Genomic DNA, 21832 nt, shown 5'->3' on the forward strand with positions numbered 1-21832 from the left:
GCCCGGGCGGCGTGTACGGGTGTGGCCGACCGCGTGCAGGGGACACGGGCCACGGGCGCCGTATGTCCCGCGGAGCTTCGAAGCCTCTCGGGGCCGGCCGGTCCGCGAGCCGGGCGGCGGCCCGAGTGACAGCCCGGGCGGCGGCCCGGACCACGACCGAACCACGACCGGAGGTTCCATGCAGACGCACCCCCCGCTCGCCGACCGCGAGTGCGCCGAGCTGGACGCGCACTGGCGCGCCATGAACTATCTGGCCGCGGGTCAGCTCTATCTCCGGGGCAATCCGCTGCTGCGCGAGGAACTGCGGCCCGAGCACGTCAAACCGCGGCTGCTGGGCCACTGGGGCACCTGTCCGGGCCTGGCCCTGGTCTACACCCATCTGAACCGGGCGATCGGCGCCCGCGACCTGGAGGCGCTGTGCGTGTGGGGGCCGGGCCACGGCGCGCCCGCGGTGCTGGCGGGCAGCTGGTTGGAGGGCACCTTCGGGGAGCTGTGGCCCGGTATGGGGCGCGACGAGGCGGGGATGGCGCGGCTGTTCGAGCGGTTCTCCTCTCCCGGCGGACTGCCCAGCCACACCTCCCCGGTGGTGCCCGGCTCGATCCAGGAGGGCGGAGAGCTGGGGCACTGCCTGTCCCACGCCTACGGGGCCGCCCTGGACAACCCGGACCTGGTGGCCTTCTGCGTCGTCGGGGACGGTGAGGCGGAGACGGGGCCGCTGGCCGCCTCCTGGCACTCGAACAAGTTCCTGGACCCGGTGCACGACGGCGCGGTACTCCCCGTCCTGCACCTGAACGGCTACAAGATCGCCAACCCGACCGTGCTGTCCCGCATCCCCCACGAGGAACTGGACGCCCTGCTGCGCGGCTACGGCCACGAGCCGCTGTACGTGACGGCCGCCCCGGACACCGGTGCGGCCGAGGTCCACCGCGCCCTGGCCGCCGCCCTGGACACGGCGCTGGAGAAGATCGCCGCGATCCGGCGGGCGGCGCGTGAGGAGGGGGCGGCCGGGCGGCCCCGCTGGCCGGCGATCGTGCTGCGCACCCCCAAGGGCTGGACCGGGCCCCGGGAGGTGGACGGCGACCCGGTGGAGGACACCTGGCGTTCCCACCAGATCCCGGTGAAGGACGTGCGCGACGATCCCGGCCGGCTGCGTGTGCTGGAGCGGTGGCTGCGCTCGTACCGGCCCGAGGAGCTGTTCGACGGTTCCGGCCGCCCCCTGCCCGGCGTGCTGGCGCACGTACCGCGCGGGGAGCGGCGGCTGGGGGCCTCCAAGCACGCCGACGGCGGCCGGCTGCGGCGGCCGCTGCCGCTGCGCGGCCCGGATGCCTTCGCGGTGCCGGTGGACGGACCCGGTGCGTCCTCCCACGAGCCGACACAGGTGCTGGGCGGCATGCTGAGGCAGGTCTTCGAGGACACCGCCCGGCGGCGCGACTTCCGGCTGACGGCCCCGGACGAGGCCGAGTCCAACCATCTCCAGGACGTTCTGGAGGCCACACCCCGCGCCTGGCAGGGCGACTCGCTCGCGACGGACCGGAGCCTCGGCGGCCACGGCCGGGTGATGGAGGTGCTCTCCGAGCACATGTGCCAGGGCTGGATGGAGGGCTACACCCTCACCGGCCGGCACGGGCTGTTCACCTCCTACGAGGGGTTCTCCACCATCGTGGCGAGCATGGTCACCCAGCACGCCAAGTGGCTGCAGAGCGCCCGCGAGGTGCCCTGGCGTACTCCCGTACCGAGCCTGAACTACCTGCTGACCTCGCATGTGTGGCGGCAGGACCACAACGGCTTCTCCCACCAGGATCCCGGTTTCGTCGACCATGTGCTCACCAAGAGCCCCGACGTGGTGCGCGCCTACTTCCCCCCGGACGCCAACACCCTGCTGTGCGTGGCCGACCATGTGCTGCGGACGACGGACACGGTGAACGTGGTCGTCGCCGGCAAGCAGCCCTGCTTCGACTGGCTCGGGCCGGAGCAGGCCCGCGAGCACTGCGAGCGCGGCGCCGGGGTGTGGGAGTGGGCCGGGACCGAACGGCCGGGACGGGAGCCGGACGTGGTGCTGGCCTGCGCCGGGGACGTGCCCACCCAGGAGGCGCTGGCCGCAGCCTCGCTGCTGCGCGAGCACCTGCCCGAGCTGGCGCTGCGGGTGGTGAACGTCGTGGACATCGCCCGGCTGATGCCCGCCTCGAAGCACCCGCACGGGTTGCCGGACGCGGAGTTCGGCGCGCTGTTCACCCGTGACCGGCCGGTGGTCTTCGCGTATCACGGCTATCCGTGGCTGGTCCACCGGATCGCCCACCGGCCCGGCCTCCACGACCGGCTGCATGTGCGCGGCTACCGGGAGAGCGGGGCGACCACCACCCCGTTCGACATGGTGGTCCGCAACGACCTGGACCGCTACCGGCTGGTCATGGACGTGATCGACCGGGCTCCGGGGTTCGCGGAGCGGGCCGAGGGGCTGCGCGAGTCCGTGCGGGAGGCGCGCGAGCGCCACCACGGCTGGATCCGCGAGCACGGCACCGATCTGCCCGAGGTCGCCGGCTGGAGCTGGCCGGGCTGACGCGCCGGTGCCCGGCACCGGCCGGCCGCCGCCCCCAAACGCCCGGGGGTGGTGTGGAGCGGTACGGGGCGGCACGGGCGGTCAGGCCGCCGTGGGGACGAGCACCACGGGGCAGTGGGCGTGGTGCAGCACCGCGTGGGTGACCGGGCCCAGACGCATGCCGAAGAGGCGGTGGCGGCGGTGCGCGGCCAGGACGACCAGGTCGGCGGCCGCGCTGGCCTCGACCAGCGCGTGGCCGGGCCCGGCGTACACCGTCTCGGCCCGGGCGTCGACGTTCGGGTACGCCTCGCGCAGCCCGGCGACGGCGTCCACCGGCACGCTCTCCTCGTAGCGGGCCTGCTCCTCGGCGATCTCCTCCAGCACCCGGGTCGGCGGCGGCACCATGACGCCGGGGTAGACCGGCAGCTCCCAGGCGTGCAGTACGAGCAGTGCCGCCGCCCGCCGCTCGGCCTCCTCGAAGCCGTAGCGCGCCGCGCCGGTGTCCGTCCCGTACTCCACGCCGACGACCACGGTGTGCCGGGGGCGCTCGTTGTCGCCGCGCACGACCATCACAGGGCCCTCGGTGTGTGCCGCCACCCGCAGGCTCACCGAGCCCAGCAGCAGCCCGGTGAAACCGCCGTGGCCGCGGGTGCCGACCACGGTGAGCGCGGCCCGGCGCCCGGCGCGCACCAGCGCGGCGACGGCGTTCTCCTCCGCCGCCGACGGCCTGACCTCCAGCCCCGGGGCGCTCTCCCGGGCCCGCTCGGCGGCCGACTCGGCGATCCGCCGGGCCTGCCGGGCCAGCGCCCGCCGGTGCTCCTCGCCGGCCGTGCGGGCCGCCTCGGTCTCCCCGGCGGCGTCGGAGGCGCCGGGAGCGCCGCCGGGAGCGCCGGGAGTTCCGCCGGGCGCGAGCCGGTGGGCGGACGCGCCGCACAGGACATCCAGCGGCGCGCCCCTCAGTACGGCCTCCTCCACCGCCCGGTCCAGGGCGCGCAGGGAGTGGTGCGAGCCGTCGACGCCGACCACGACGGGGAGCTGGACGGAACGGTTCACTGTCCTCACGTCTCCCTGGGCGGGCGGTCCGCGCGGACCGCGGCGGGTGTGCCGGGCCCGTTCCCCCGCCGCGGGCGGGCCGGGCCCCGGTGCCCCCGAAGGGCGCCATACCGGTCGGGGGGCGCCCGGGTACCCTCTCCACCTCCTTCTTTCACTCCTTCCGGGCCTGCTGGGCGGCTGTGCAGTGCGCTTCGGTGCCGATAAGCTCGGCCGTGGAAGAGAGACGGCGCCACCGGCTGCCCCGGCCTGCGGCCGGCGCGGTTCTTCGCGCCGTCGTCCTCTCCCCGTCCACCCGCTGCCGCGCGAGACCGGGCGGGCGGCGACCGGCGGCGAGGGGGTGAGCGATCGTGCGAGCGATCGCCGGGCTGTGGCGGTGGCGGGGAAACCCGCTGTACCGGACCACCGACCGTGTGGAGGGCTGGCTGGCGCTGGCCGCCGTCCTGCTGATGACCGTGGGCACGCCCGCCGCCGCGCTGTGGGGCACCCGGACCGCGCACGAGACGCTGATGGGCGTCGTGCGCGAGCAGCAGCGGCAGCGGCACCAGGTGTGGGCGACGGTCGCCCAGAGCACCCCGCCCGTGGCCGACGGCCCCGAGGCCGAGTCCGGTCACCGGGTGAACGCCACCTGGACCTCGGTCGACGGCCGCACCCACTCGGGCACGATCGTCGCCGACCGGCAGACCGAGCCCGGTGACCGGCTGCGCGTGTGGGTGGACGCCGGCGGCGGGATCGCCGCACGTCCGATGGACGCCGCCACCGCCTCCTCGCACGCCGCTCTGGCCGGATTCGGTACGGCGGTGGCCGCGGCCGGTCTGGTGGAGAGCGCACGGCGGCTGCTGGTGCGGCGGCTGCTGGCCCGTCGCTACGCGCGCTGGGCGCAGGAGTGGGCCCGGGTGGGCCCCGACTGGGGGCGTACCGGAAGGTCGAACTGACGCCGTCGCCGCCCGAGTCCGGCCAGGGCAGGCACGTGGCGGGCCCGCCTGTGCCGTGGCGGGCGGACCGGTCATCCCATCGGTCCGGCACACGCTACGGTGGTGCATCCGGATGCGCGCGGCAGCGCGATCGAGGTTCGCACGAGGTTTGGGGCAAGGCGGTCCATGGCACAGGGCTCGGTCCAGGTGACGCACACCAGCTCGTCGCGGTGGCGGCGCCGAACGGGAGACTACGCCACCATCTCCGCAGCCCTCCTCGCCGCCGGTGACGGCGATGTGCTGACCGTCGCCCCCGGCACCTACCGCGAGAACCTGGTGCTCGAACGCGCCGTCACCCTGCGCGGCCCCGAGCGTTCCGACGGCGGCTCGGTGCGCCTGGCCCCCGCCGACGGGGTGGCGCTGACCGTACGCGCCGCGGCGGTCGTACGCGATCTCCAGATCGAGGGCCAGGACGCCGCGGCGCCCGCGCTGCTGGTCGAGGACTGCGTGGCCGAGCTCTCCGGGCTGCGGGTGGTGACGCGGTCGGCCTCCGGCATCGAGGTGCGCTCCGGGGCCCGGCCGACCCTGCGCCGCTGCACGGTGGACAACCCGGCCGGGGTGGGCATCGGCGTCGGCGGGGGCGCGGGCGGGCTGTTCGAGGAGTGCGAGGTGGTCGCGGCCGGGCAGTCGGGCATCGCGGTGCACGAGGGCGCCCATCCCCGGCTGGAGCGCTGCCGGGTCCACCACGCCTCGGGCGCGGGGCTGTCGCTGTCCGGGGAGGGCAGCGCGGTGGACGCCGTGGGCTGCGAGGTGTACGAGATCAAGGGCGCGGGGGTGCGGGTCGCCTCCCGGGCGGTCGGGAACCTCACCGAGTGCCGGGTGCACCGCACCTCCGCAGACGGCGTCACCCTGGACACCGACGCGGTGCTCACCCTCGCCGACTGCGAGATCCACGACATCCCGGAGAACGCGGTCGACCTGCGCTCGCGCTCGGTGCTGACGCTGACCCGCTCCGCGGTGCGCCGCTTCGGCCGCAACGGCCTGTCGGTGTGGGATCCGGGCACCCGTGTGGACGCCAACGGGTGCGAGATACAGGAGAGTACGGGCGACTATCCGGCGGTGTGGGTCAGCGACGGCGCCTCGGCGCTGCTGGACTCCTGCCGGGTCCACGACGTGCCGGACGCACTGTTCGTCCTGGACCGGGGCTCGCGGGCCGACGTCCTCGACAGCGATCTGGCGCAGGTGCGCAACACGGCGGTGTCGGTGAGCGACGGCGGGACGGTCCAGCTGGACGACTGCCGCATCCGGGAGGCCGCCACCGGCGCCTGGTTCCGCGACCACGGCAGCGGCGGCACGCTGGCCAACTGCACGATCGACGCCGCCGGTACGGGGGTGATCGTCACCAAGGGCGCCGATCCGGAGATCGACCGCTGCACCGTGACAGACCCGGCGGAGGCGGGCTTCTACGTCTCCGCCGAGGGGCGCGGCACCTTCTCGAACTGCCGGGTGACCGGCTCCGGCGGCTACGGCTTCCATGTGATCGACGGCTGCCGCACCACACTGCGCCGCTGCCGCACCGAGCGCTGTGCGCGCGGGGGTTACGAGTTCGCCGACGGAGGTCCACTCGTGGAGGACTGCACCAGCGACCGGAGTTCCGCGCCGGTCACGTCCGAGCCCGAGCCGCCCGCCTCCCCCGCCGTGCTGACCGCGGGGCTGCTGGGCGGCATACCCCAGCAGTCGGCCGCCACGGCGCCCCCCGCTCCACCGGCCTCCGCGCCCACGGCCGGTGGGGCCTCCCCCGGCGAGGCGCCCGGCGGGCCGGCGAAGGAGGCGCGGCCGGCCAAGGAGGTGCTGGGCGAACTCGACGCGCTGATCGGTCTGGAGAGCGTCAAGCGGGAGGTGCGGGCCCTCATCGACATGATCGAGGTGGGCCGCAGGCGCCGCGAGGCCGGTCTCAAGGCCGCCTCCGCGCGCAGGCATCTGGTGTTCACCGGGTCCCCCGGAACAGGCAAGACCACGGTCGCCCGGCTCTACGGGGAGATCCTGCACTCCCTCGGGGTGCTGGAGCGCGGTCACCTGGTGGAGGTCTCCCGGGTGGATCTGGTCGGCGAGCACATCGGCTCGACGGCGATCCGCACCCAGGAGGCGTTCGACCGGGCGCGCGGCGGCGTGCTGTTCATCGACGAGGCGTACGCCCTCTCCCCCGAGGACTCCGGCCGGGACTTCGGCCGGGAGGCGATCGACACCCTGGTGAAGCTGATGGAGGACCACCGCGACGAGGTGGTCGTCATCGTCGCCGGCTACACAGCGGAGATGAAGCGCTTCCTGGAGACCAACCCCGGTGTGGCCTCCCGGTTCTCACGGACCATCACCTTCGGCGACTACAGCTCCGAGGAGCTGCTGCGGATCGTCGGGCAGCAGGCCGAGGAGCACGAGTACCAGCTCGCCGACGGCACGGCGGACGCGCTACTGGCCTACTTCACCGAGCTCCCCAAGGGGCCGGCGTTCGGCAACGGCCGCACCGCGCGGCAGACCTTCGAGTCCATGGTCGAGCGGCACGCGGGCCGGGTAGCCCAGCTCGACGACCCGGACACCGACGATCTGACGCTGCTCCACCCCGGGGATCTGCCGCAGGAGCCGCGGCACTGACCTCTCCGGCCGGGCCGGGCCTGTACGGCTAGGACGCCGCCGGACCGGCTCCGGCGCGCCGCTCGGGCCCCTGTTCGGGCCGCCGTTCGGCCTGGGCCGGCACGCAGGACGGCTCGCCTCCCTCGGCCAGCCGGTCCAGGCGGTCCAGCAGGGCCGCGCGCTCGGTGTCGAAGGCGGGGTCGGCCTGGTAGTCGCCGTGGCCCAGGATCGGCGCGGGCAGCGGGTGCTCGGGGGTGCGGCCGTAGTGCAGCGGATCCCTGAGCGGGCCGCGGTCCACCTCCTGTCCGCCGTCCTCCCCCGGCATCACCGGACCGCCGATCGGATCGGTCAGGCGCCACAGGTTCCGCCAGCAGTCCACCTCCTCGCCGAGCGCGCGCATCGGGGCGGGGCCGAAGCAGGCCGGGAACCAGCGCCCGTAGAGCCGCTCCAGCGGGGAGCCGTAGGTGAGCAGGGCGACCCGGCCGCGGGTGTCGGGGTCGAGCTGCCAGACGGCGGCGGCGGCCAGCACGCTGCCCTGGGAGTGCCCGGAGATCACCAGCCGGCCGCCGGTGCGCGCGGTCCAGGTGCACATCCGCCAGGTGAGGTCCGGTACCGCGCGCTCGGCGTAGCAGGGCGGTGCGAAGGGGTGGGCGGCACGCGGCCAGAAGGTGCCCACGTCCCACAGGATGCCGACGGTGCGGCGGGCGGCGGCGTCCCGGTAGGCGCGGCGGCCCATCGCCACCAGCAGCACCACCATGGCGCCCATCAGCCAGGAGCCGAGTCCCTGGACGGCCTGCGCCAGGGCGGGCAGCGGGCCGGGCCAGGCGGCCGCGGCCGGCCCCGGGGGCAGGCCGGTGCGGGCCGCGCCCGCCAGGGCGCCGGCGCCCAGCAGCACGGTGGCGACGGTGACGGAGGCGATCAGGGCCGGCGCTAAGTCGGTCAGCCGCGCCCAGGCCACGACGCGGGCGATCCGGCGGCTGCGGGACTCCAGTTCGCGGGGCTCACCCTCGTAGGAGTCGACGATCCGGGGTGTGAGCCGTCTGCGCGTCCGCCCCGCCCGTACCGCGGCGCCCAGCAGGAAGACCACAACGACCAGCAGCAGGACGGGGATCGCCGCCGCCTGCCAGCTCAGCAGCACCGGCGGCCCCGCTATGGCGCCGCCGGCCACGCCGGGGGTGCCGCCCTTGTCCAGCCAGTCCGCCACGCGCTGGGCCACCCCTCCGGTGAGCACTCCGCCGAGCGCGCAGGCCAGTAAGGCGACCGCGGCGCCGCCCAGCCCGCCCATGGCGCACCGTCCGGCGCACGAGCCCGGGGGCGAGGCCCGGTGCAGGACGTAGGCGGTGACGGCGATGGCGGCGGCCAGCGCGCCCTGGAGGAGGGCGAGCCAGGCGAACACGCCGGTGCCCGGCAGTTGGGCGGAGGAGGTCCAGCCGGGGCGCGGCCAGGCGGCGTACACGGCGGTCAGCGCCAGCGCGCCCAGCGCGGCGCCCGGCAGGGCCCTCGAGGCCCACCGGTCGATCCGCTCGTCCGGCTCGGACTCGGTTCGGCCCTTGCGGACCGCGACCAGCACGGTCGCCGCCCAGCCCGCCGCGAGGACGGCGGCCAGCGCGCGTCCTGAGACCTCCGGCGCCGTGCCGCCGCCGGGGCGCAGGTCGTGGGCGGCGGCCGCGGCCAGCAGGGCGGTGGCGACGGTGAGCAGCCCGGCCGCGGTGTGGGCGGCGCGCAGCCGGGAGACCAGGCGGCGGCCGTACCAGAAGCCCGGCAGGGAGAGCGCGGGCCTCTCCCCGCCGGGCAGCGGCCGGGCCGGGCCCGGCGGGCGCGGGGGCGGCGAGGCGGACTCGTAGGCGCTCCAGGTGCGGTGCGACAGCCACCACAGCAGGGCGGTCAGCGCGGCGGGCACCAGCGCGGCCAGGACCAGGCGGCGCCCGGGCGCCGCCCACCAGCCCTCGGTCAGCGGCCCCAGCCAGGACTTGCCGCGCGCGCAGCGCTCGGAGGCGGCGCACTGCCAGGCCGCCAGGTCGAGCGCGACCTCGCAGGCCGCGGCGGTGAGCAGCACGGTCAGGGAGAGCGCCAGCAGCCGCACCAGGACGTCGTAGACCCGCTGGCCGCGGTGGCCGGCGGGAGCGGCCGGTCGCATCCAGTGGGCGAGGTTGGCGATCATGAACGGCAGCAGGAGCAGCCACAGGGCGCGGGCGCCGTTGCCGGAGGTGAGGTTGGACCAGCAGTACGCCTCGGGGATCGGCCGCTGCCGGGCGCGGTCGGCCGACGGCCCGGTGCGGGGGTCGGCCGACCGGTCCGCGGTCATGCCGCCGGAGTACCCGTACTCCCCGAAGCGGCTCTCGGCGTCCGCGTCGTCGGTGCGGCGGTGGATGCCGGCGGTGTCGTCGCCGGTGATCCGCACCGTTCGCGGGTCGCCGAGCATCTCCTGCGGCGTGGTGCCGCCGACTCCGTGCACCAGGAGTTCCAGCGCCGGTTCCCCCTGGTCGCCACGCTGTCCCGCCGGCGGTGCCGGCCGGTTCTCGGGCATGCTGCGCTCCCCCGATCCGGTGTGTCCCCGTTTCCCGCGGGAGTACCCCGCGGCGGCATCCAGGATGGCGGTTGCAGGGCTCCGCGCGCAGCCCGACCGGCCCGCCCGGGCGTCACGATCGTGCTTCGGGACGCGCCGCGGCCGCGTGGAAGGATGGGACCGAACAGATGCCCGTATCCGCGCACACGGCCGCGCGGGCGATCACGTGCGCGGCCGCCGGTGGACGAGAAGGGACGGACCAGCAGGTGGGCGACAACCAGAACCTCCTGGCGGAGCAGCGGCGCGCGCTCATCCTGGAGGAGGTCAGGCGCCGCGGCGGGGCGCGGGTCAACGAGCTGACCCGCAGGCTCAACGTCTCGGACATGACCGTGCGCCGCGATCTGGACGCGCTGGCGCGGCAGGGCGTGCTGGAGAAGGTGCACGGCGGGGCGGTGCCGGTGTCGGGGGCGAGCACGCACGAGCCGGGTTTCGAGGCGAAGTCGTCGCTGGAGCAGCACGCCAAGGAGGACATCGCGCGGGCCGCCGCGGGGATGGCGGCCCCGGGCGGCGCGATCGCGCTCTCCGGGGGCACGACGACGTACGCGCTGGCCCGGTGCCTGCTGGACGTGCCGGACCTGACGGTGGTGACCAACTCGCTGCGGGTCGCGGACGTCTTCCACACCGCGCAGCGCGCGGACGCCTCGCGGGGCGGCCGCCCGGGTGCGGCGACGGTGGTGCTCACCGGCGGGATGCGCACCCCTTCGGACTCCCTGGTGGGACCGGTGGCGGACGCGGCGATCGGCTCGCTCCACTTCGACGTGCTCTTCCTCGGCGTGCACGGCATATCCGCCGAGGCCGGGCTGTCCACGCCCAATCTGGCCGAGGCGGAGACCAACCGCCGTCTGGTGCGTTCCGCGCGGCGGGTGGTGGTCGTCGCCGACCACACCAAGTGGGGGACGGTGGGACTGAGTTCGTTCGCCTCCCTGGCGGAGGTGGACACACTGGTGACCGACGGCGGCATGCCGGAGCGGACGCGTGCGGAGATCCGCGAGGCGCTGCCGGAGCTGGATCTGGTGGTGGCGGACGGGGAGCCCGGCGAGTGGGACGGGCGCCACGGGGGGGACCTTCGAAAGGAGCGCCCATGACACGCGAACTGGAGCGGGTCGGCGTCGGCTTCGCCCGCACCGCCCCCGTGCGGCTGGTGTTCACCGCGTGGGCCGCCGCGCCGCCGGAGGCCGTCTACGCCGTGCTGGCCGACACCGAGGGCTGGCCGCGGTGGTTCAAGGCGGTGACCGGTGCCCGGCCGACCGCGGACGGTCTCGGCCGGAGGATCGCGTTGCGCGGCGGCGGCCGCTTCCTGGAGACGGTCGTGGCCGCGGAGCCCGCCGGGCGCTACGCCTACCGCGTCGACGCGGCCAATGTACCCGGCGTGCGGGCGATGCTGGAGGAGTGGCTGCTGGCACCGGAGGGCTCGGGCACCCGGGTCCGGTACACGATGGCGGCCGACGGCACTGCCGTCCTCCGCGCCGCGCTGCGGCTTGCGGGACCGGCTCTCGGGCGCTCCTTCCGCGGCGCGGTGCGCGGGCTGAACCGGCAGGCCGGCCGCGCGTAGCGCTTGCCGCGCAGCGCTCGCGGGGCGCGTCGCGCGTACCGCAGTGCGCGTAGTGCGTTACGCGCACCCTGGCGCGTCGGACCCGGCGGGTGCAGACTTCATGACAGGGCAGGACAGGACGGACAGGGCAGCACCCGGTGGGGGTGGCGCCGGTGACGGCCCGGCCGTGGCGGCGGGCCGGCGGTGACGAAGGTGGGAGGCGTTGCGCTGTGGCGGAGCCCGAGTTCAGTGCCACCGGGGTGCGGATAGCGCGGTGGCTGCGGTCCCTCACCCGGGCCGGGCAGATCGTCGTCCGCGACGGGCGGATGGTGCTGATGACCAGTTACGGCCGGGAGATCGACAGCGCGCCGGTCGAGCAGGTCCGCGTGAGCGAGCCGTGGTACGCCGCGCGCGGACGGGCCCTGGCGGCCGTCAACGGCACCTGGTACGCGCTGCGCCTGAAGGGGCAGACGAGCGACGGCCTGGTGGCCGCGCTGCGCGGTGCCCGCGCCCGGTCGAGCAGGGCGCCGGGGAGGCCCGGTACCGCAAAGATCGCGGCGGAGCGGCGCCCGGCCCCGGCCGACGGCTGAGGCACCCGGGCCCGCAGGCCGGGCCCGGGTGCGCTCGCGGGGCGCACCCACTCGGAAAGAGTGACTGATTTGCACCTTTTGCCCATCTGAATCACGCTGAAGTCTGTGCCGTAGCGGCAGTCAGTGCGTCTGACGCTCTCTCCTCCGTCGTCCGGACACCCCGACTCTCCCAGGGAGCCGCAGTCGTGATCAGTCACCCCAGCACGTCCGGCCGGCAGCGGACGGTGGAGTTCCAGGCCCTTCCCTCCCGGGCCGGTCAGATCCGCCGCATCGTGTCGGCCCTGCTGCGTTACTGGAAGCTGGACCCCCTCGTCGGCCCGGCGGCCGACGGCGTCGCCGAACTGCTGGCGGGAGCCCGCCGACAGGCCGGCGCGGACGAGCGCTGCACCGTGGAGATCGCGCTGCTGCTGGACCGGCTGACGATCTCCGTGCGCGACCACCCCCCGCGGCTCTCCCCCGCCCACACCGTGGGGGCACTCCCGGCGGGCGGACCGCGGCCGGCGCCGGGCGGCCTCGCCGCCGGCGGCGAGGCCGCCCGGATCACCCTGCCCGTACCGGCACCGGCCGCACCGGCCCCGGGGGCGGCTCTCCCACCGGACCGCCCGGCCCGGCCCGAACCCCTGCAGCACGCCTGACGGGCGCCGGGGCCCCGGAAGACGCGGATCAGCCCCGCGCCACCGTCATGGGGTCGTCCAGGACCGGCTGCCAGGCCAGTTCGGCGGCGCCCACCAGGCCGCTGTAGTCCAGTTCGCAGGCGAGTACCGGCACCTTGCCGCTGCGCCCCCACAGACTGCGCTCGGCGATGACGGTCCGCAGCCGCTCGGCGTCCGCCTCCAGCAGCGCGCGGTGCAGCCCGCCGAGGATGATCCGGTCCGGGTCGAGGATGTTGACCAGACCCGCCAGGCCCAGGCCGAGCCGGTCGACGAGCAGGTGTGCGGCGTCGCGTACGGCCGGGTCGGTGGCGTACTCGGTGCGCAGCAGCTCCAGGGCGCGCTTGAGCAGGCCGGTCTCCGGACCGGGCTCCCGGCCGGCGGCTTCCAGGAAGGCCAGCGGGTCGGTCTCCACGTCCAGGCAGCCGCGCCCGCCGCAGTGGCAGGGCCTGCCGTCCGGGTCGACGGTCAGATGGCCGACCTCCAGGGCCAGTCCCGAACTGCCGGTGTGCAGGCGGCCGTCGAGGACGAGCGCGCCGCCGACTCCGCGGTGCCCGGTGGCCACGCACAGCAGGTCCCGGGCACCGCGGCCCGCGCCGTGGCGGTGCTCGGCCAGAGCCATGAGGTTGACGTCGTTGGCGGCGAAACCGGTCGCCGGCGCGTCGGCGGACGGCCCGGTGACACCGGCCCCGGCCAGGCAGCGGGTGAAGATCTCCCGCACCGGCGCCCCCGGGGACCAGGCCAGGTGCAGCGGGTTGAGGGCGGTGCCCTCCGGCTCGGCGACGGCGGAGGGCACCGCCAGGCCTGCGCCCAGACATCGCCGCCCGGTCTCGCGCAGCAACCCGGCCCCGGCGCCGACGACCTCGGTGAGGACCTGAGCCGGATCGGCCTCCACGGTCACGGCGCCGGGCACGGTGGCGACGATCCGGCCGCCGAGCCCGACGAGAGCGGCGCGGAACCCGTCCGCGTGCACCTGGGCCGCCAGGACCACCGGGCCCTCGGGATCGACCGACAGCCGGTGGGAGGGACGGCCCTGGGAGCCGGCGGCGACGGCCGGCCGGGAGTCGACGGTGATCAGTCCGAGCGCCTCCAGTTCCGCGGCCACGGCTCCGGCGGTCGCCCGGGTCACACCGAGCTCCGCGGTGAGCGCGGCGCGGGTGGGCGCGCGTCCGGTGTGCACGAGTTCCAGCGCCGGGCCGAGGGCGCCGCGGCCTCTCTCCAGCTTTGCAGTACGCGTCGGGGTCACCGTCCCATTCTGGCTTTGTATCCATGGCGAACAAAGCCGGGTGGTCCGACCGCCGGAGACGGACCGGAGCACACCCTGGCACACTGCCTCCAGCCGGGTGTGTTCCACCCTCCCCCGCGTCCTGTGCGCGGCGGAGACGGGGTCCGCCCCGCGGGCCCCGTCTCCGCCGGCGAACGCGTGGCCGCCCGGGGTCTTGGCTCCCTTACCCGGTGCTGTCCCGCGCGGCCCCGCACCGCCTCGCGCCGCGGCTCCGGCAGCCGTACGGGAGCGGTCACCGCCGGGGGCGGGGCGCGCCCCGCCCGCCCGCGGCACACCGTCTCCACCGCCCGGCGGGGTGGCATGGAACACCGGCCTTCGCGGGAAGATCCACTGGAACGCCGTCCAGGACGTAGGCTCATTGGGGCGGTGAGGGAGGGCACATGGCTGAGGGTCTGCGATTCGAACTGCTCGGTCCGCTGCGCGCCTTGCGCGGGGGAGACGAGGTGCCACTGGGGCCGCCCCGGCAGCAGGCGGTGCTCGCCGTCCTGCTGCTGCAGGAGGGGCGGCCGATGTCGTACGAGGCGCTGGTGAGCGCGGTCTGGGGCTGCGAACCCCCGTCGCACGTACGGAACCTGGCCCAGAAGTACGTCTCCGGCCTGCGCCGGGCCTTCGCCGCGGCAGGCGGGGGCGGCTCGTCCCCGGAACTGGTGTGGACCGGCAGCGGCTACCGGCTGGAGAACGCCGGGATCGACGATCTGGCGGAACGGCGGACACTGCTGCGCGAAGCGCTGTCCGCGCGCGAGTCGGGCGACCTGCGCCGGGCGGGCGCGCTGGCGAGACAGGCGGAGGAGCTGTGGCGCGGCGAGTTCGCCGAAGGGCTGGCCGGCCCCTATCTCGACGGTGAGCGGCGCCGCTGGGCGGAGAAGCGGCTGATGGTGCTGGAGACCCGGCTGGAGGGCGACCTGGAGCTGGGCCGGTACCGCGAGTGCGTCCACGAGCTGGCGCGGCAGGTGGCCCGGCATCCGCTGCGCGAGCGGCTGGTCGGGCTCTCGATGCTGGCGCTGTACCGCTGCGGCCGTCCCGCGGAGGCGCTGGCGGCCTACGAGGAGGCCCGGTGCCGGCTCATGGAGGAGCGCAGGGCAGAGCCCGGCCCCGCCCTGCGTGAGCTGCACGCGCGGATCGTGCGCCAGGACCCCTCGCTGCTGCCGGAGTCGGCGCTGGCGTCCTGAGCCCGGCACGGCCCGCTGCCGGGAAAGAGAGGGAGCGGGAGCCCCGGCCGCCCGCGGCCGGGGCCGTGTCGGCCGGGGTCCGCCCGGTGGCGAGGTCCCCGGCTTCGCCGGAGGTGCCCCCGGGCCCGCGCGGATCGCAGGGTGGCCCGGAAACCGCGTGCGGTCTGTCCTGCCCGGGCTTTCGGCCGGCGCAGGACGCTAGGAGCCTCCCTCGGAGCCGGTCAGTCCGACGGCGGCGGCGAGCCGGGTGACGGCGTGATCGAAGAACTCCTCGCGGGCGTTGACCAGTTGGTTGAACTGGCCGAACACCTCGAAGCCGATCAGGCCGAACAGCTGGGCCCAGGCCGCGATGAGCCTCGCGGTCACGGGGGCGGGCAGGTCGAGGCCGAGCAGCTCAGTGAGCCGGTCGGCGTCCTCGGTGACGGGCCCGGGGACGGCCGGCGCGCACGCGCCGTCGGCGGGTTCGCCCAGGGCTCCGGCCGCCCGGGCGTCGCGGACGACGACGATCAGGGCGAGGCCGACGCGCGAGGCGGGGGCGACGGTGCTCCGGGGCGCCGAGTAGCCGGGCACGGGCGAGCCGTAGATCAGCGCGTACTCGTGGGGACGGGCCAGGGCCCACTGCCGTACGGCCCGGCAGACCGCCCGCCAGCGGGCGACCGGCGCGTCGCGGTCCGCGGCGGCCAGGGCGCGTTCGGCGGTGGAGCCGATGGCGTCGTAGGCATCGATGATCAGCGCGGTCAGCAGGTCGTCGCGGCTGGGGAAGTACCGGTAGAGCGCGGAGGAGACCATGCCCAGTTCGCGGGCGACCGCGCGCAGCGAGAGCCGGGCGGCACCCTCCTCGGCGAGCTGTCTGCGCGCCTCTTCCTTGATGGCGGCGGTGATCTCGGCGCGGGCCCGTTCCCTGGCTCCTCGGATCGCGTTCATGGGGTCAGTCTGCCAGCTCCGGAAGCACCGCACGGAAGAGAGAGCAGCGCTCTTGCGTGGATGCGGACGTCGTGTGACACTGCTCCAAGGAGAGAGCACCGATCTCACATTGGAACGCTTCTCCCGCCCTTGTCGCCCCGCACGATCCGGAGCTCTCACCAGGAGGCGGAGCATGACCGCACAGCCGCACAGCGGATCACAGCCGGCACCCCGCACCGCGCCGCACTACAGGAAGACCGGCGTGCTCACCGACCATGTGATCAACAGGCTGGTGGCCTGGCTGATCCGGCGGGGCGTCGGCCCCGCCGGATCCCGGACCCTGGCGGTGCGGGGGCGCAAGAGCGGCGAATGGCGCACCACTCCCGTCAACCCTCTGGAGTTCGAAGGCGCCCGGTACCTCGTCGCGCCGCGCGGGCACACCCAGTGGGTGCGCAATCTGCGCGCGGCCGGCGGCGGGGAGCTGCGCATCGGCCGGCGCGTGGACCGGTTCACGGCCGTGGAGCTGCCGGACGAGGAGAAGCCGGCCGTGCTGCGGGCCTACCTGAGAAAGTGGAAGTGGGAGGTCGGCGCCTTCTTCGACGGCGTCGGGCCGGCCTCGAGCGACGGGGAGCTGCTGGCCGTGGCCGACCGGCACCCCGTCTTCCGGATCACCCCGGAGGGATGAACCGGTGACCGGAATGCCGGGAAGCGGCGCTCGGCACTCAGCGGTCCATCCGCTCCAGGGCCCGCTGGGCCAGGGGGTGGGTGCGGACGAGCTCCCCGAGGGTGGTCGTCCCCCGGGTGATCCTCGTGAAGGCGTTCCACGCCGGGCGGAAGCCGGTGAGTACCGCGTGCAGCAGCTTCGGACGGCGGGCGAAGACGGCGTGCATCCGGCTGCCCACGCCCATCTCCACGCCCAGCCCCGACTTGACGGCGAAGGCGTAGTTGAGGGCCTGGCGGCGGGCGTCCACCGCGTCGTGCGCCTCGGCGACCCGCACCGCCCACTCCCCCGCCAGCCGCCCGGAGCGCAGGGCGAAGGAGATGCCCTCTCGTGTCCAGGGCTCCAGCAGCCCGGCCGCGTCGCCGCACACCAGGACCCGGCCACGGGTCAGCGGGGAGTCCGCCGAGCGGCAGCGGGTGAGGTGACCCGAGGAGATCGCGGGCTCGAAGCCGGCGAGCCCGAGGCGGGCGATGAAGTCCTCCAGATAGCGCTTGGTCGCCGCGCCCTCGCCGCGGGCGGAGATCACCCCCACCGTGAGCGTGTCGCCCTTGGGGAACACCCATCCGTAACTACCGGGCAGCGGGCCCCAGTCGATGAGGACGCGGCCCGCCCAGTCCTCGGCCACCGACGGCGGCACCGGGATCTCGGCCTCCAGTCCGAGGTCCACCTGGTCGACCTTCACTCCGACATGGGCCCCTATCCGGCTGGCGCTGCCGTCCGCGCCGACCACGGCTCGGGCCAGGACGGTACGGCCGTCCGCGAGGACCACGGCCACGGTACGCCGGTCGGGGACGGCGGGGCCGTGCTGCTCGACGCGGGCGACGGCGACTCCCGTCCACAGCTCCGCGCCGGCCTTCTGCGCGGACTCCACCAGAGCGTGGTCGAACTCGGGCCGGTTGACCAGCCCGAACAGCATGTTCCGGGAGCGCCGGGTACGGGCGAACCTGCCGTCCAGCGAGAAGGTCACCGCGTACACCCGGTCGCGCAGGGGCAGTTCGAAGCCAGGTGGCAGGGCGTCCCTGGAGGGCCCGATGATGCCTCCGCCGCAGGTCTTGTAACGGGGGAGTTCCGCCTTCTCCAGGAGCAGGACCCGGCGCCCGGTGACGGCCGCTGCGTACGCCGCGGAGGCTCCGGCCGGGCCCGCCCCCACCACCACCACGTCCCACACCGAATCCTGCCGGTCCGTGCCCTCGGCGCCCTCGGCGCTTTCCCTGCTCACGTGTGTTACCGCTCCCGCTCGGCCGCTTCCGGTTATCGCCGCATCCTAGTGCCGCGTCCGCCAGGGTTCACCCCGCTCGCCGCCTCCCCCGGCCTCCGGCCTGGTGGTGCCCCAGGCATGCACTCCCCGGCCGGAGGCCGGGATGCCGGGGAGGGGAGCCTCGCCACCGGGCAGACCCCGGCGGACGCGGCACTGGGCGCCGCGTCCCCCGGACCCCCTGTGGGATCATCGGCACCACACATCCGCCTGTACGTACGGTGATCCCGCCCACAGGCGCACAACGCAGCACCACGAAGGAGCGTTCCCCATGGCGCACGACGCATTGGCAGCCACCGTAGCCTCGCTGATGCCCCGGGCCCGTACCGAGCTCGGCGAGCTGGTGGCCTTCAAATCGGTCGCCGACCCTGCCCAGTTCCCGCCCGAGGAGTGCGCGGGGGCGGCCCGGTGGGTGGCGGACGCGCTGCGCGCCGAGGGCTTCACCGACGTGGCGCTGCTGGACACCCCGGACGGCACGCAGTCGGTCTACGGTTTCCTGCCCGGCCCGGCCGGCGCCCCCACCGTGCTGCTGTACGCCCACTACGACGTGCAGCCGCCGCTGGACGAGGACGCCTGGCTCTCCCCGCCGTTCACGCTGACCGAGCGCGACGGGCGCTGGTACGGGCGCGGCGCCGCCGACTGCAAGGGCGGCTTCATCATGCACCTGCTCGCACTGCGCGCCCTGAAGGCCGACGGCGGGGTGCCGGTGAACGTCAAGGTCATCGCCGAGGGCTCCGAGGAGATGGGCATGGGCGGCCTGGAGCTCTACGCCGAGGCGCACCCGGAACTGCTGACCGCCGACGCCATCGTCATCGGGGACTCCGGGAACTTCCGCGCCGGGCTGCCGACCGTCACCGCGACGCTGCGCGGGATGACCATGCTGAAGGTCCGGGTGGACACCCTGGAGGGCAATCTGCACTCCGGGCAGTTCGGCGGCGCCGCCCCGGACGCGCTCGCGGCCCTCATCCGGATGCTGGACTCGCTGCGCGCCGAGGACGGCTCGACGACCGTCGACGGACTGTCCTGTGACGCCTCCTGGGAGGGCCTGCAGTATCCGGAGGAGGACTTCCGCGGGGACGCCAGGGTGCTCGACGGGGTGGAGCTGATCGGCTCGGGCACCGTCGCCGACCGCATCTGGGCCCGCCCCGCCGTCACCGTGCTGGGCATCGACTGCCCGCCCGTGGTCGGCGCCACCCCGTCGGTGCAGGCGAGCGCCCAGGCGCTGATCAGCCTGCGGGTTCCCCCGGGCACGGACGCCGCCGAGGCCACCGGGCTGCTCACCGCCCACCTGGAGTCCCACATCCCCTGGGGCGCGCGGCTGGCGGTGGAACAGGTGGGCCAGGGCCAGCCGTTCAGCGCGGACACCACCAGCCCGGCGTACACCGCGATGGCCGAGGCGATGCGCGAGGCTTACGACGGCGCCGAGATGGCCACCGCCGGCATGGGCGGCTCGATCCCGCTGTGCAACACCCTGGGCAGGCTCTACCCCAAGGCGGAGATCCTGCTGATCGGCCTGAGCGAGCCGGAGGCGCAGATCCACGCGGTCAACGAGAGCGTCTCCCCGGACGAGCTGCGGCGGCTGTCGGTGACCGAGGCCCTGTTCCTGCGCAAGTACGCCGAGGCCGCGCTCGGCTGACCGGCCGCAGGCGCCGGGCGGCCGGGCCCCGCGCGGGTCCCGGCCGTCACGCGCCGACCGGTGTACCCGCCTCCAGGTTGAGCGTGACGCCCCGCTCGCGCGCCCGCAGCGCCCAGCGCAGCCGCTCCATCCGCACCGGGGGCAGCATCCGGGCGGCCTCCCGCTCGGTGGCGAAGCGCCAGCCGCGCAGTTCCGAACCGGGCAGCAGCAGGTCTCGGGCGGCCGCGGTGGTCAGCCGGCCTCCGTCGAACAGCAGCCGCAGACCGCCGTAGCCGGGCGGGCGGGGCGGCTCCCAGTCGACGACGAGCAGCCGCAGCGCGGTGTCCAGGCGCAGCCCCAGTTCCTCGGCCACCTCGCGCAGCCCGGCACGGGCGGGCGGTTCACCGGGTTCGACCACGCCGCCGGGGAACTCCCAGCCGGGCTTGTAGGTCGGGTCGACCAGCAGCACCCGGTCCGCCTCGTCGAAGAGGAGGACCCCGGCCGCCACGGTCTCCGCGGTCGGTTCCGGGGTCTGCACGATGTCGCAGGCGCCTTCCCCGGCACGTACCGCCTCCGCCACCTTCTCGGCGGTCTGCCGGGGGGTGAGGAAGGTGGCGTCGACGGTGTGCGCGTCGGCCCGGAGCCAGTCCGGCACCCGGTGGCGGACCGCCGGGTGCCGGACCGGCTCCGGGCACCGGCCGTCCGCCGCGGTGTCCGGGGCGTCGAAGGCGCGGCCCTCGCCGCTCCCGTCGTCCCCGGCTGTTTCCCCGGCCTCCCCACGCCGGGCGGCCCGCTCGCGGAGGATCGTTTCCTCCACGTCCAGGAGCACATGACGCACAGGAACGCGGCGGGCCGCCAGTCCGCCGAAGACCTCGTCGCGGTACTCCTGCCGCAGCAGCGTCATCGGCACCACCAGGGTGCCGCCCACCTCACCGTGGACGGCGGCGGCCGTGTCCACCACCAACCGCCGCCAGGCGGGCAGGTCCTGGTAGTCCGGCACCTCGTCCAGGCGTTTGCGCGGCAGGAGCGCGCGCAGCCCCGCGCCGATCAGGCCGGGGTCGAAGAGGTGGCTGTCCGGAAGCAACTCGACCAGCTCACGGGCCGTCGTGGTCTTGCCCGCGCCGAAGGCGCCGTTCAACCAGACGATCACGGTTCCCCCCATTTCCGTCGTCCCCGGTTCACTGCCCGCTCCACCCCGGCCTGGAAACGCGCCCCCGCGCCCCGCCCCACGCGCCGTCCCACGCGTTCTGCCCCGCACGCCCGCCCCACCGGGCCGGACCCCTCACACGGGCCGGCCCAGCGCCTCCCGGCAGGCCGCCGCGGCCCCGACGAGGCCGGCCCCGGTGCCCGTACCGGCGGGGACGACCTCCAGCCCCCGGACGAAGGAGAGCGCGGCGTACTCCCGCAGCGCCCGGCGCAGCGGGGCGAACAGCACCTCGCCGGACTGGGCCACTCCTCCCCCGACCACCGCGATATCGATCTCGGTCAGTGTCGCGGTCGCCGCGATCCCGGCCGCCAGGGCCCGTGCGGCGCGTTCGAAGGAGGCCACGGCCACCGGGTCCCCGGCCCGCGCGGCGGCGGCCACCCCGCGGGCGCTGGTGTCGCCGTCCGGTCCGGGCCGCCAGCCGCCGGCCAGGGCCCTGCGGGCGATGTTGGGTCCGCTGGCCAGGCCCTCCACACAGCCGCGCGCCCCGCACGGGCAGGGGTCGCCGTCGAGGTCCACGCTGATGTGGCCGATGTGGCCGGCGTTGCCGGTCGGTCCGGGGTGGAGCCTGCCGTCCAGAACCAGCCCGCCGCCCACCCCGGTGGAGACGACCATGCACAGGGCGTTGTCCCGGCCGCGCGCCGCGCCCTGCCAGCGCTCGGCGGCGGTGATCGCCACTCCGTCTCCCACCAGTGTCACGGGCATCCCCCCGACGACCGCGCGCACCCCCTCCACCAGCGGGTAGTCCCGCCAGCCGGGGATGTTGACCGGGCTCACCGTGCCCCGCCGGGCGTCCACCGGCCCGGCACTGCCGATCCCCAGGGCCGCCACACGCGGCCACTGGGGCGCCGCCCTCAGTTCGCCGAGCACCTCGGCCACCGTCCGCATCACGCCGTCGCCCGGCTCCCGCGCCGGGGTGGGCCGCCGGGTCCGCCGCAGCAGCCGTCCGCCGCCGTCCACCAGCGCGCCTGCGATCTTGGTTCCGCCGATGTCGAGGGCGGCGAGAAGATCCTGATCCATGGGCGGAGAGTCTCACCTATCTCTGACAACGTTGTCCACTCCATCGGCCGGCTCTATGCTCTGAGGCCACCGACGCACGGGGACGTGCCGTACGGCACCCGTGTCACCGACCGCCGACGACAGGACGAGACCTCAAGTGGCCGACACCGCCCGACCCGCCCGCAGCTCCCGGCGCCGCTACGGGCTGCGGCCGAC

Annotated in this window: 17 protein-coding genes; 10 read left to right on the forward strand and 7 right to left on the reverse strand. The window is 75.4% G+C overall.

Annotation, left to right across the window (positions count from 1 at the left end):
• The first annotated feature begins 178 nt into the window (after nucleotides 1-178).
• Complete coding sequence (locus tag IQ279_RS17170) at nucleotides 179-2557, forward strand: phosphoketolase family protein (RefSeq protein WP_206349432.1); 2379 nt, start codon at nucleotides 179-181, stop codon at nucleotides 2555-2557.
• Between the two features lie 81 nt (nucleotides 2558-2638).
• Here IQ279_RS17170 and IQ279_RS17175 read toward each other — a convergent pair whose 3' ends face one another.
• Entirely contained in the window at nucleotides 2639-3589 is a 951-nt protein-coding gene (locus tag IQ279_RS17175; RefSeq protein ID WP_206349433.1) for a universal stress protein, read from the reverse strand.
• A 347-nt stretch (nucleotides 3590-3936) separates the two neighbouring features.
• On the opposite strand from IQ279_RS17175, the gene IQ279_RS17180 reads away from it, so the two are divergent.
• A complete protein-coding gene (locus IQ279_RS17180) occupies nucleotides 3937-4521 on the forward strand; it encodes an Rv1733c family protein (RefSeq protein WP_206349434.1) in 585 nt (194 codons plus the stop codon).
• 165 nt (nucleotides 4522-4686) lie between these two features.
• Nucleotides 4687-7149, forward strand: coding sequence for a right-handed parallel beta-helix repeat-containing protein (locus IQ279_RS17185; RefSeq protein WP_206349435.1), 2463 nt, complete (start codon nucleotides 4687-4689; stop codon nucleotides 7147-7149).
• A 28-nt stretch (nucleotides 7150-7177) separates the two neighbouring features.
• Here the strand turns inward: IQ279_RS17185 and IQ279_RS17190 are convergent, their stop codons facing one another.
• The gene (locus IQ279_RS17190) at nucleotides 7178-9655 is read right to left on the reverse strand and encodes a hypothetical protein (RefSeq protein ID WP_206349436.1); all 2478 of its coding nucleotides are present in this window, start codon (nucleotides 9653-9655) and stop codon (nucleotides 7178-7180) included.
• 245 nt (nucleotides 9656-9900) lie between these two features.
• Between IQ279_RS17190 and IQ279_RS17195 the strand changes: the two genes are divergently transcribed.
• The 4 genes from IQ279_RS17195 (at nucleotide 9901) to IQ279_RS17210 (ending at nucleotide 12450) form a co-directional block, all read left to right on the forward strand.
• Nucleotides 9901-10779, forward strand: a complete 879-nt coding sequence (locus IQ279_RS17195) for a DeoR/GlpR family DNA-binding transcription regulator (RefSeq protein ID WP_206349532.1) — start codon at nucleotides 9901-9903, stop codon at nucleotides 10777-10779.
• On the forward strand, nucleotides 10776-11246 hold the full coding sequence (locus IQ279_RS17200) for an SRPBCC family protein (RefSeq protein ID WP_206349437.1): 471 nt from the start codon (nucleotides 10776-10778) through the stop codon (nucleotides 11244-11246). The genes IQ279_RS17195 and IQ279_RS17200 overlap by 4 nt, the downstream gene beginning before the upstream one ends.
• Nucleotides 11247-11455: 209 nt before the next feature.
• Nucleotides 11456-11815 (forward strand): hypothetical protein, encoded by a 360-nt coding sequence (locus IQ279_RS17205; RefSeq protein ID WP_206349438.1) that lies wholly within the window; start codon nucleotides 11456-11458, stop codon nucleotides 11813-11815.
• Nucleotides 11816-12000: 185 nt separating this feature from the next.
• Nucleotides 12001-12450: an ATP-binding protein gene (locus IQ279_RS17210; RefSeq protein WP_206349439.1), complete on the forward strand. Its 450-nt coding sequence runs from the start codon at nucleotides 12001-12003 to the stop codon at nucleotides 12448-12450.
• Between the two features lie 28 nt (nucleotides 12451-12478).
• On the opposite strand, the gene IQ279_RS17215 is transcribed toward IQ279_RS17210, so the two are convergent.
• Complete coding sequence (locus tag IQ279_RS17215; protein WP_206349440.1) at nucleotides 12479-13711, reverse strand: ROK family protein; 1233 nt, start codon at nucleotides 13709-13711, stop codon at nucleotides 12479-12481.
• A 419-nt stretch (nucleotides 13712-14130) separates the two neighbouring features.
• Between IQ279_RS17215 and IQ279_RS17220 the strand changes: the two genes are divergently transcribed.
• Nucleotides 14131-14919, forward strand: a complete 789-nt coding sequence (locus IQ279_RS17220) for an AfsR/SARP family transcriptional regulator (protein ID WP_206349441.1) — start codon at nucleotides 14131-14133, stop codon at nucleotides 14917-14919.
• A gap of 198 nt (nucleotides 14920-15117) precedes the next feature.
• On the opposite strand, the gene IQ279_RS17225 is transcribed toward IQ279_RS17220, so the two are convergent.
• Nucleotides 15118-15843 (reverse strand): TetR/AcrR family transcriptional regulator, encoded by a 726-nt coding sequence (locus IQ279_RS17225; RefSeq protein WP_206349442.1) that lies wholly within the window; start codon nucleotides 15841-15843, stop codon nucleotides 15118-15120.
• Nucleotides 15844-16015: 172 nt separating this feature from the next.
• Between IQ279_RS17225 and IQ279_RS17230 the strand changes: the two genes are divergently transcribed.
• Entirely contained in the window at nucleotides 16016-16507 is a 492-nt protein-coding gene (locus IQ279_RS17230) for a nitroreductase family deazaflavin-dependent oxidoreductase (protein ID WP_206349443.1), read from the forward strand.
• Between the two features lie 37 nt (nucleotides 16508-16544).
• On the opposite strand, the gene IQ279_RS17235 is transcribed toward IQ279_RS17230, so the two are convergent.
• On the reverse strand, nucleotides 16545-17711 hold the full coding sequence (locus IQ279_RS17235; protein WP_372445170.1) for a geranylgeranyl reductase family protein: 1167 nt from the start codon (nucleotides 17709-17711) through the stop codon (nucleotides 16545-16547).
• A 358-nt stretch (nucleotides 17712-18069) separates the two neighbouring features.
• Between IQ279_RS17235 and IQ279_RS17240 the strand changes: the two genes are divergently transcribed.
• On the forward strand, nucleotides 18070-19434 hold the full coding sequence (locus IQ279_RS17240; protein ID WP_206349445.1) for a dipeptidase: 1365 nt from the start codon (nucleotides 18070-18072) through the stop codon (nucleotides 19432-19434).
• Nucleotides 19435-19480: 46 nt separating this feature from the next.
• On the opposite strand, the gene IQ279_RS17245 is transcribed toward IQ279_RS17240, so the two are convergent.
• Nucleotides 19481-20563, reverse strand: a complete 1083-nt coding sequence (locus IQ279_RS17245) for an NUDIX domain-containing protein (protein WP_206349446.1) — start codon at nucleotides 20561-20563, stop codon at nucleotides 19481-19483.
• Between the two features lie 132 nt (nucleotides 20564-20695).
• Entirely contained in the window at nucleotides 20696-21637 is a 942-nt protein-coding gene (locus tag IQ279_RS17250) for an ROK family protein (protein ID WP_206349447.1), read from the reverse strand.
• Nucleotides 21638-21832 lie beyond the last annotated feature (195 nt).

Origin of the sequence: Streptomyces verrucosisporus (genome assembly GCF_017114865.1) — a bacterium.
Lineage (GTDB): Bacteria > Actinomycetota > Actinomycetes > Streptomycetales > Streptomycetaceae > Streptomyces > Streptomyces fenghuangensis.

Excerpts from the sequence above, each read along its gene's own strand:
- IQ279_RS17170 (WP_206349432.1), top strand. The coding sequence starts at position 179 with ATGCAGACGCACCCCCCGCTCGCCGACCGCGAGTGCGCCGAGCTGGAC.
- IQ279_RS17185 (WP_206349435.1), top strand. The coding sequence starts at position 4,687 with ATGGCACAGGGCTCGGTCCAGGTGACGCACACCAGCTCGTCGCGGTGG.
- IQ279_RS17190 (WP_206349436.1), bottom strand. The coding sequence starts at position 9,655 with ATGCCCGAGAACCGGCCGGCACCGCCGGCGGGACAGCGTGGCGACCAG.
- IQ279_RS17200 (WP_206349437.1), top strand. The coding sequence starts at position 10,776 with ATGACACGCGAACTGGAGCGGGTCGGCGTCGGCTTCGCCCGCACCGCC.
- IQ279_RS17220 (WP_206349441.1), top strand. The coding sequence starts at position 14,131 with ATGGCTGAGGGTCTGCGATTCGAACTGCTCGGTCCGCTGCGCGCCTTG.
- IQ279_RS17225 (WP_206349442.1), bottom strand. The coding sequence starts at position 15,843 with ATGAACGCGATCCGAGGAGCCAGGGAACGGGCCCGCGCCGAGATCACC.
- IQ279_RS17230 (WP_206349443.1), top strand. The coding sequence starts at position 16,016 with ATGACCGCACAGCCGCACAGCGGATCACAGCCGGCACCCCGCACCGCG.
- IQ279_RS17240 (WP_206349445.1), top strand. The coding sequence starts at position 18,070 with ATGGCGCACGACGCATTGGCAGCCACCGTAGCCTCGCTGATGCCCCGG.
- IQ279_RS17250 (WP_206349447.1), bottom strand. The coding sequence starts at position 21,637 with ATGGATCAGGATCTTCTCGCCGCCCTCGACATCGGCGGAACCAAGATC.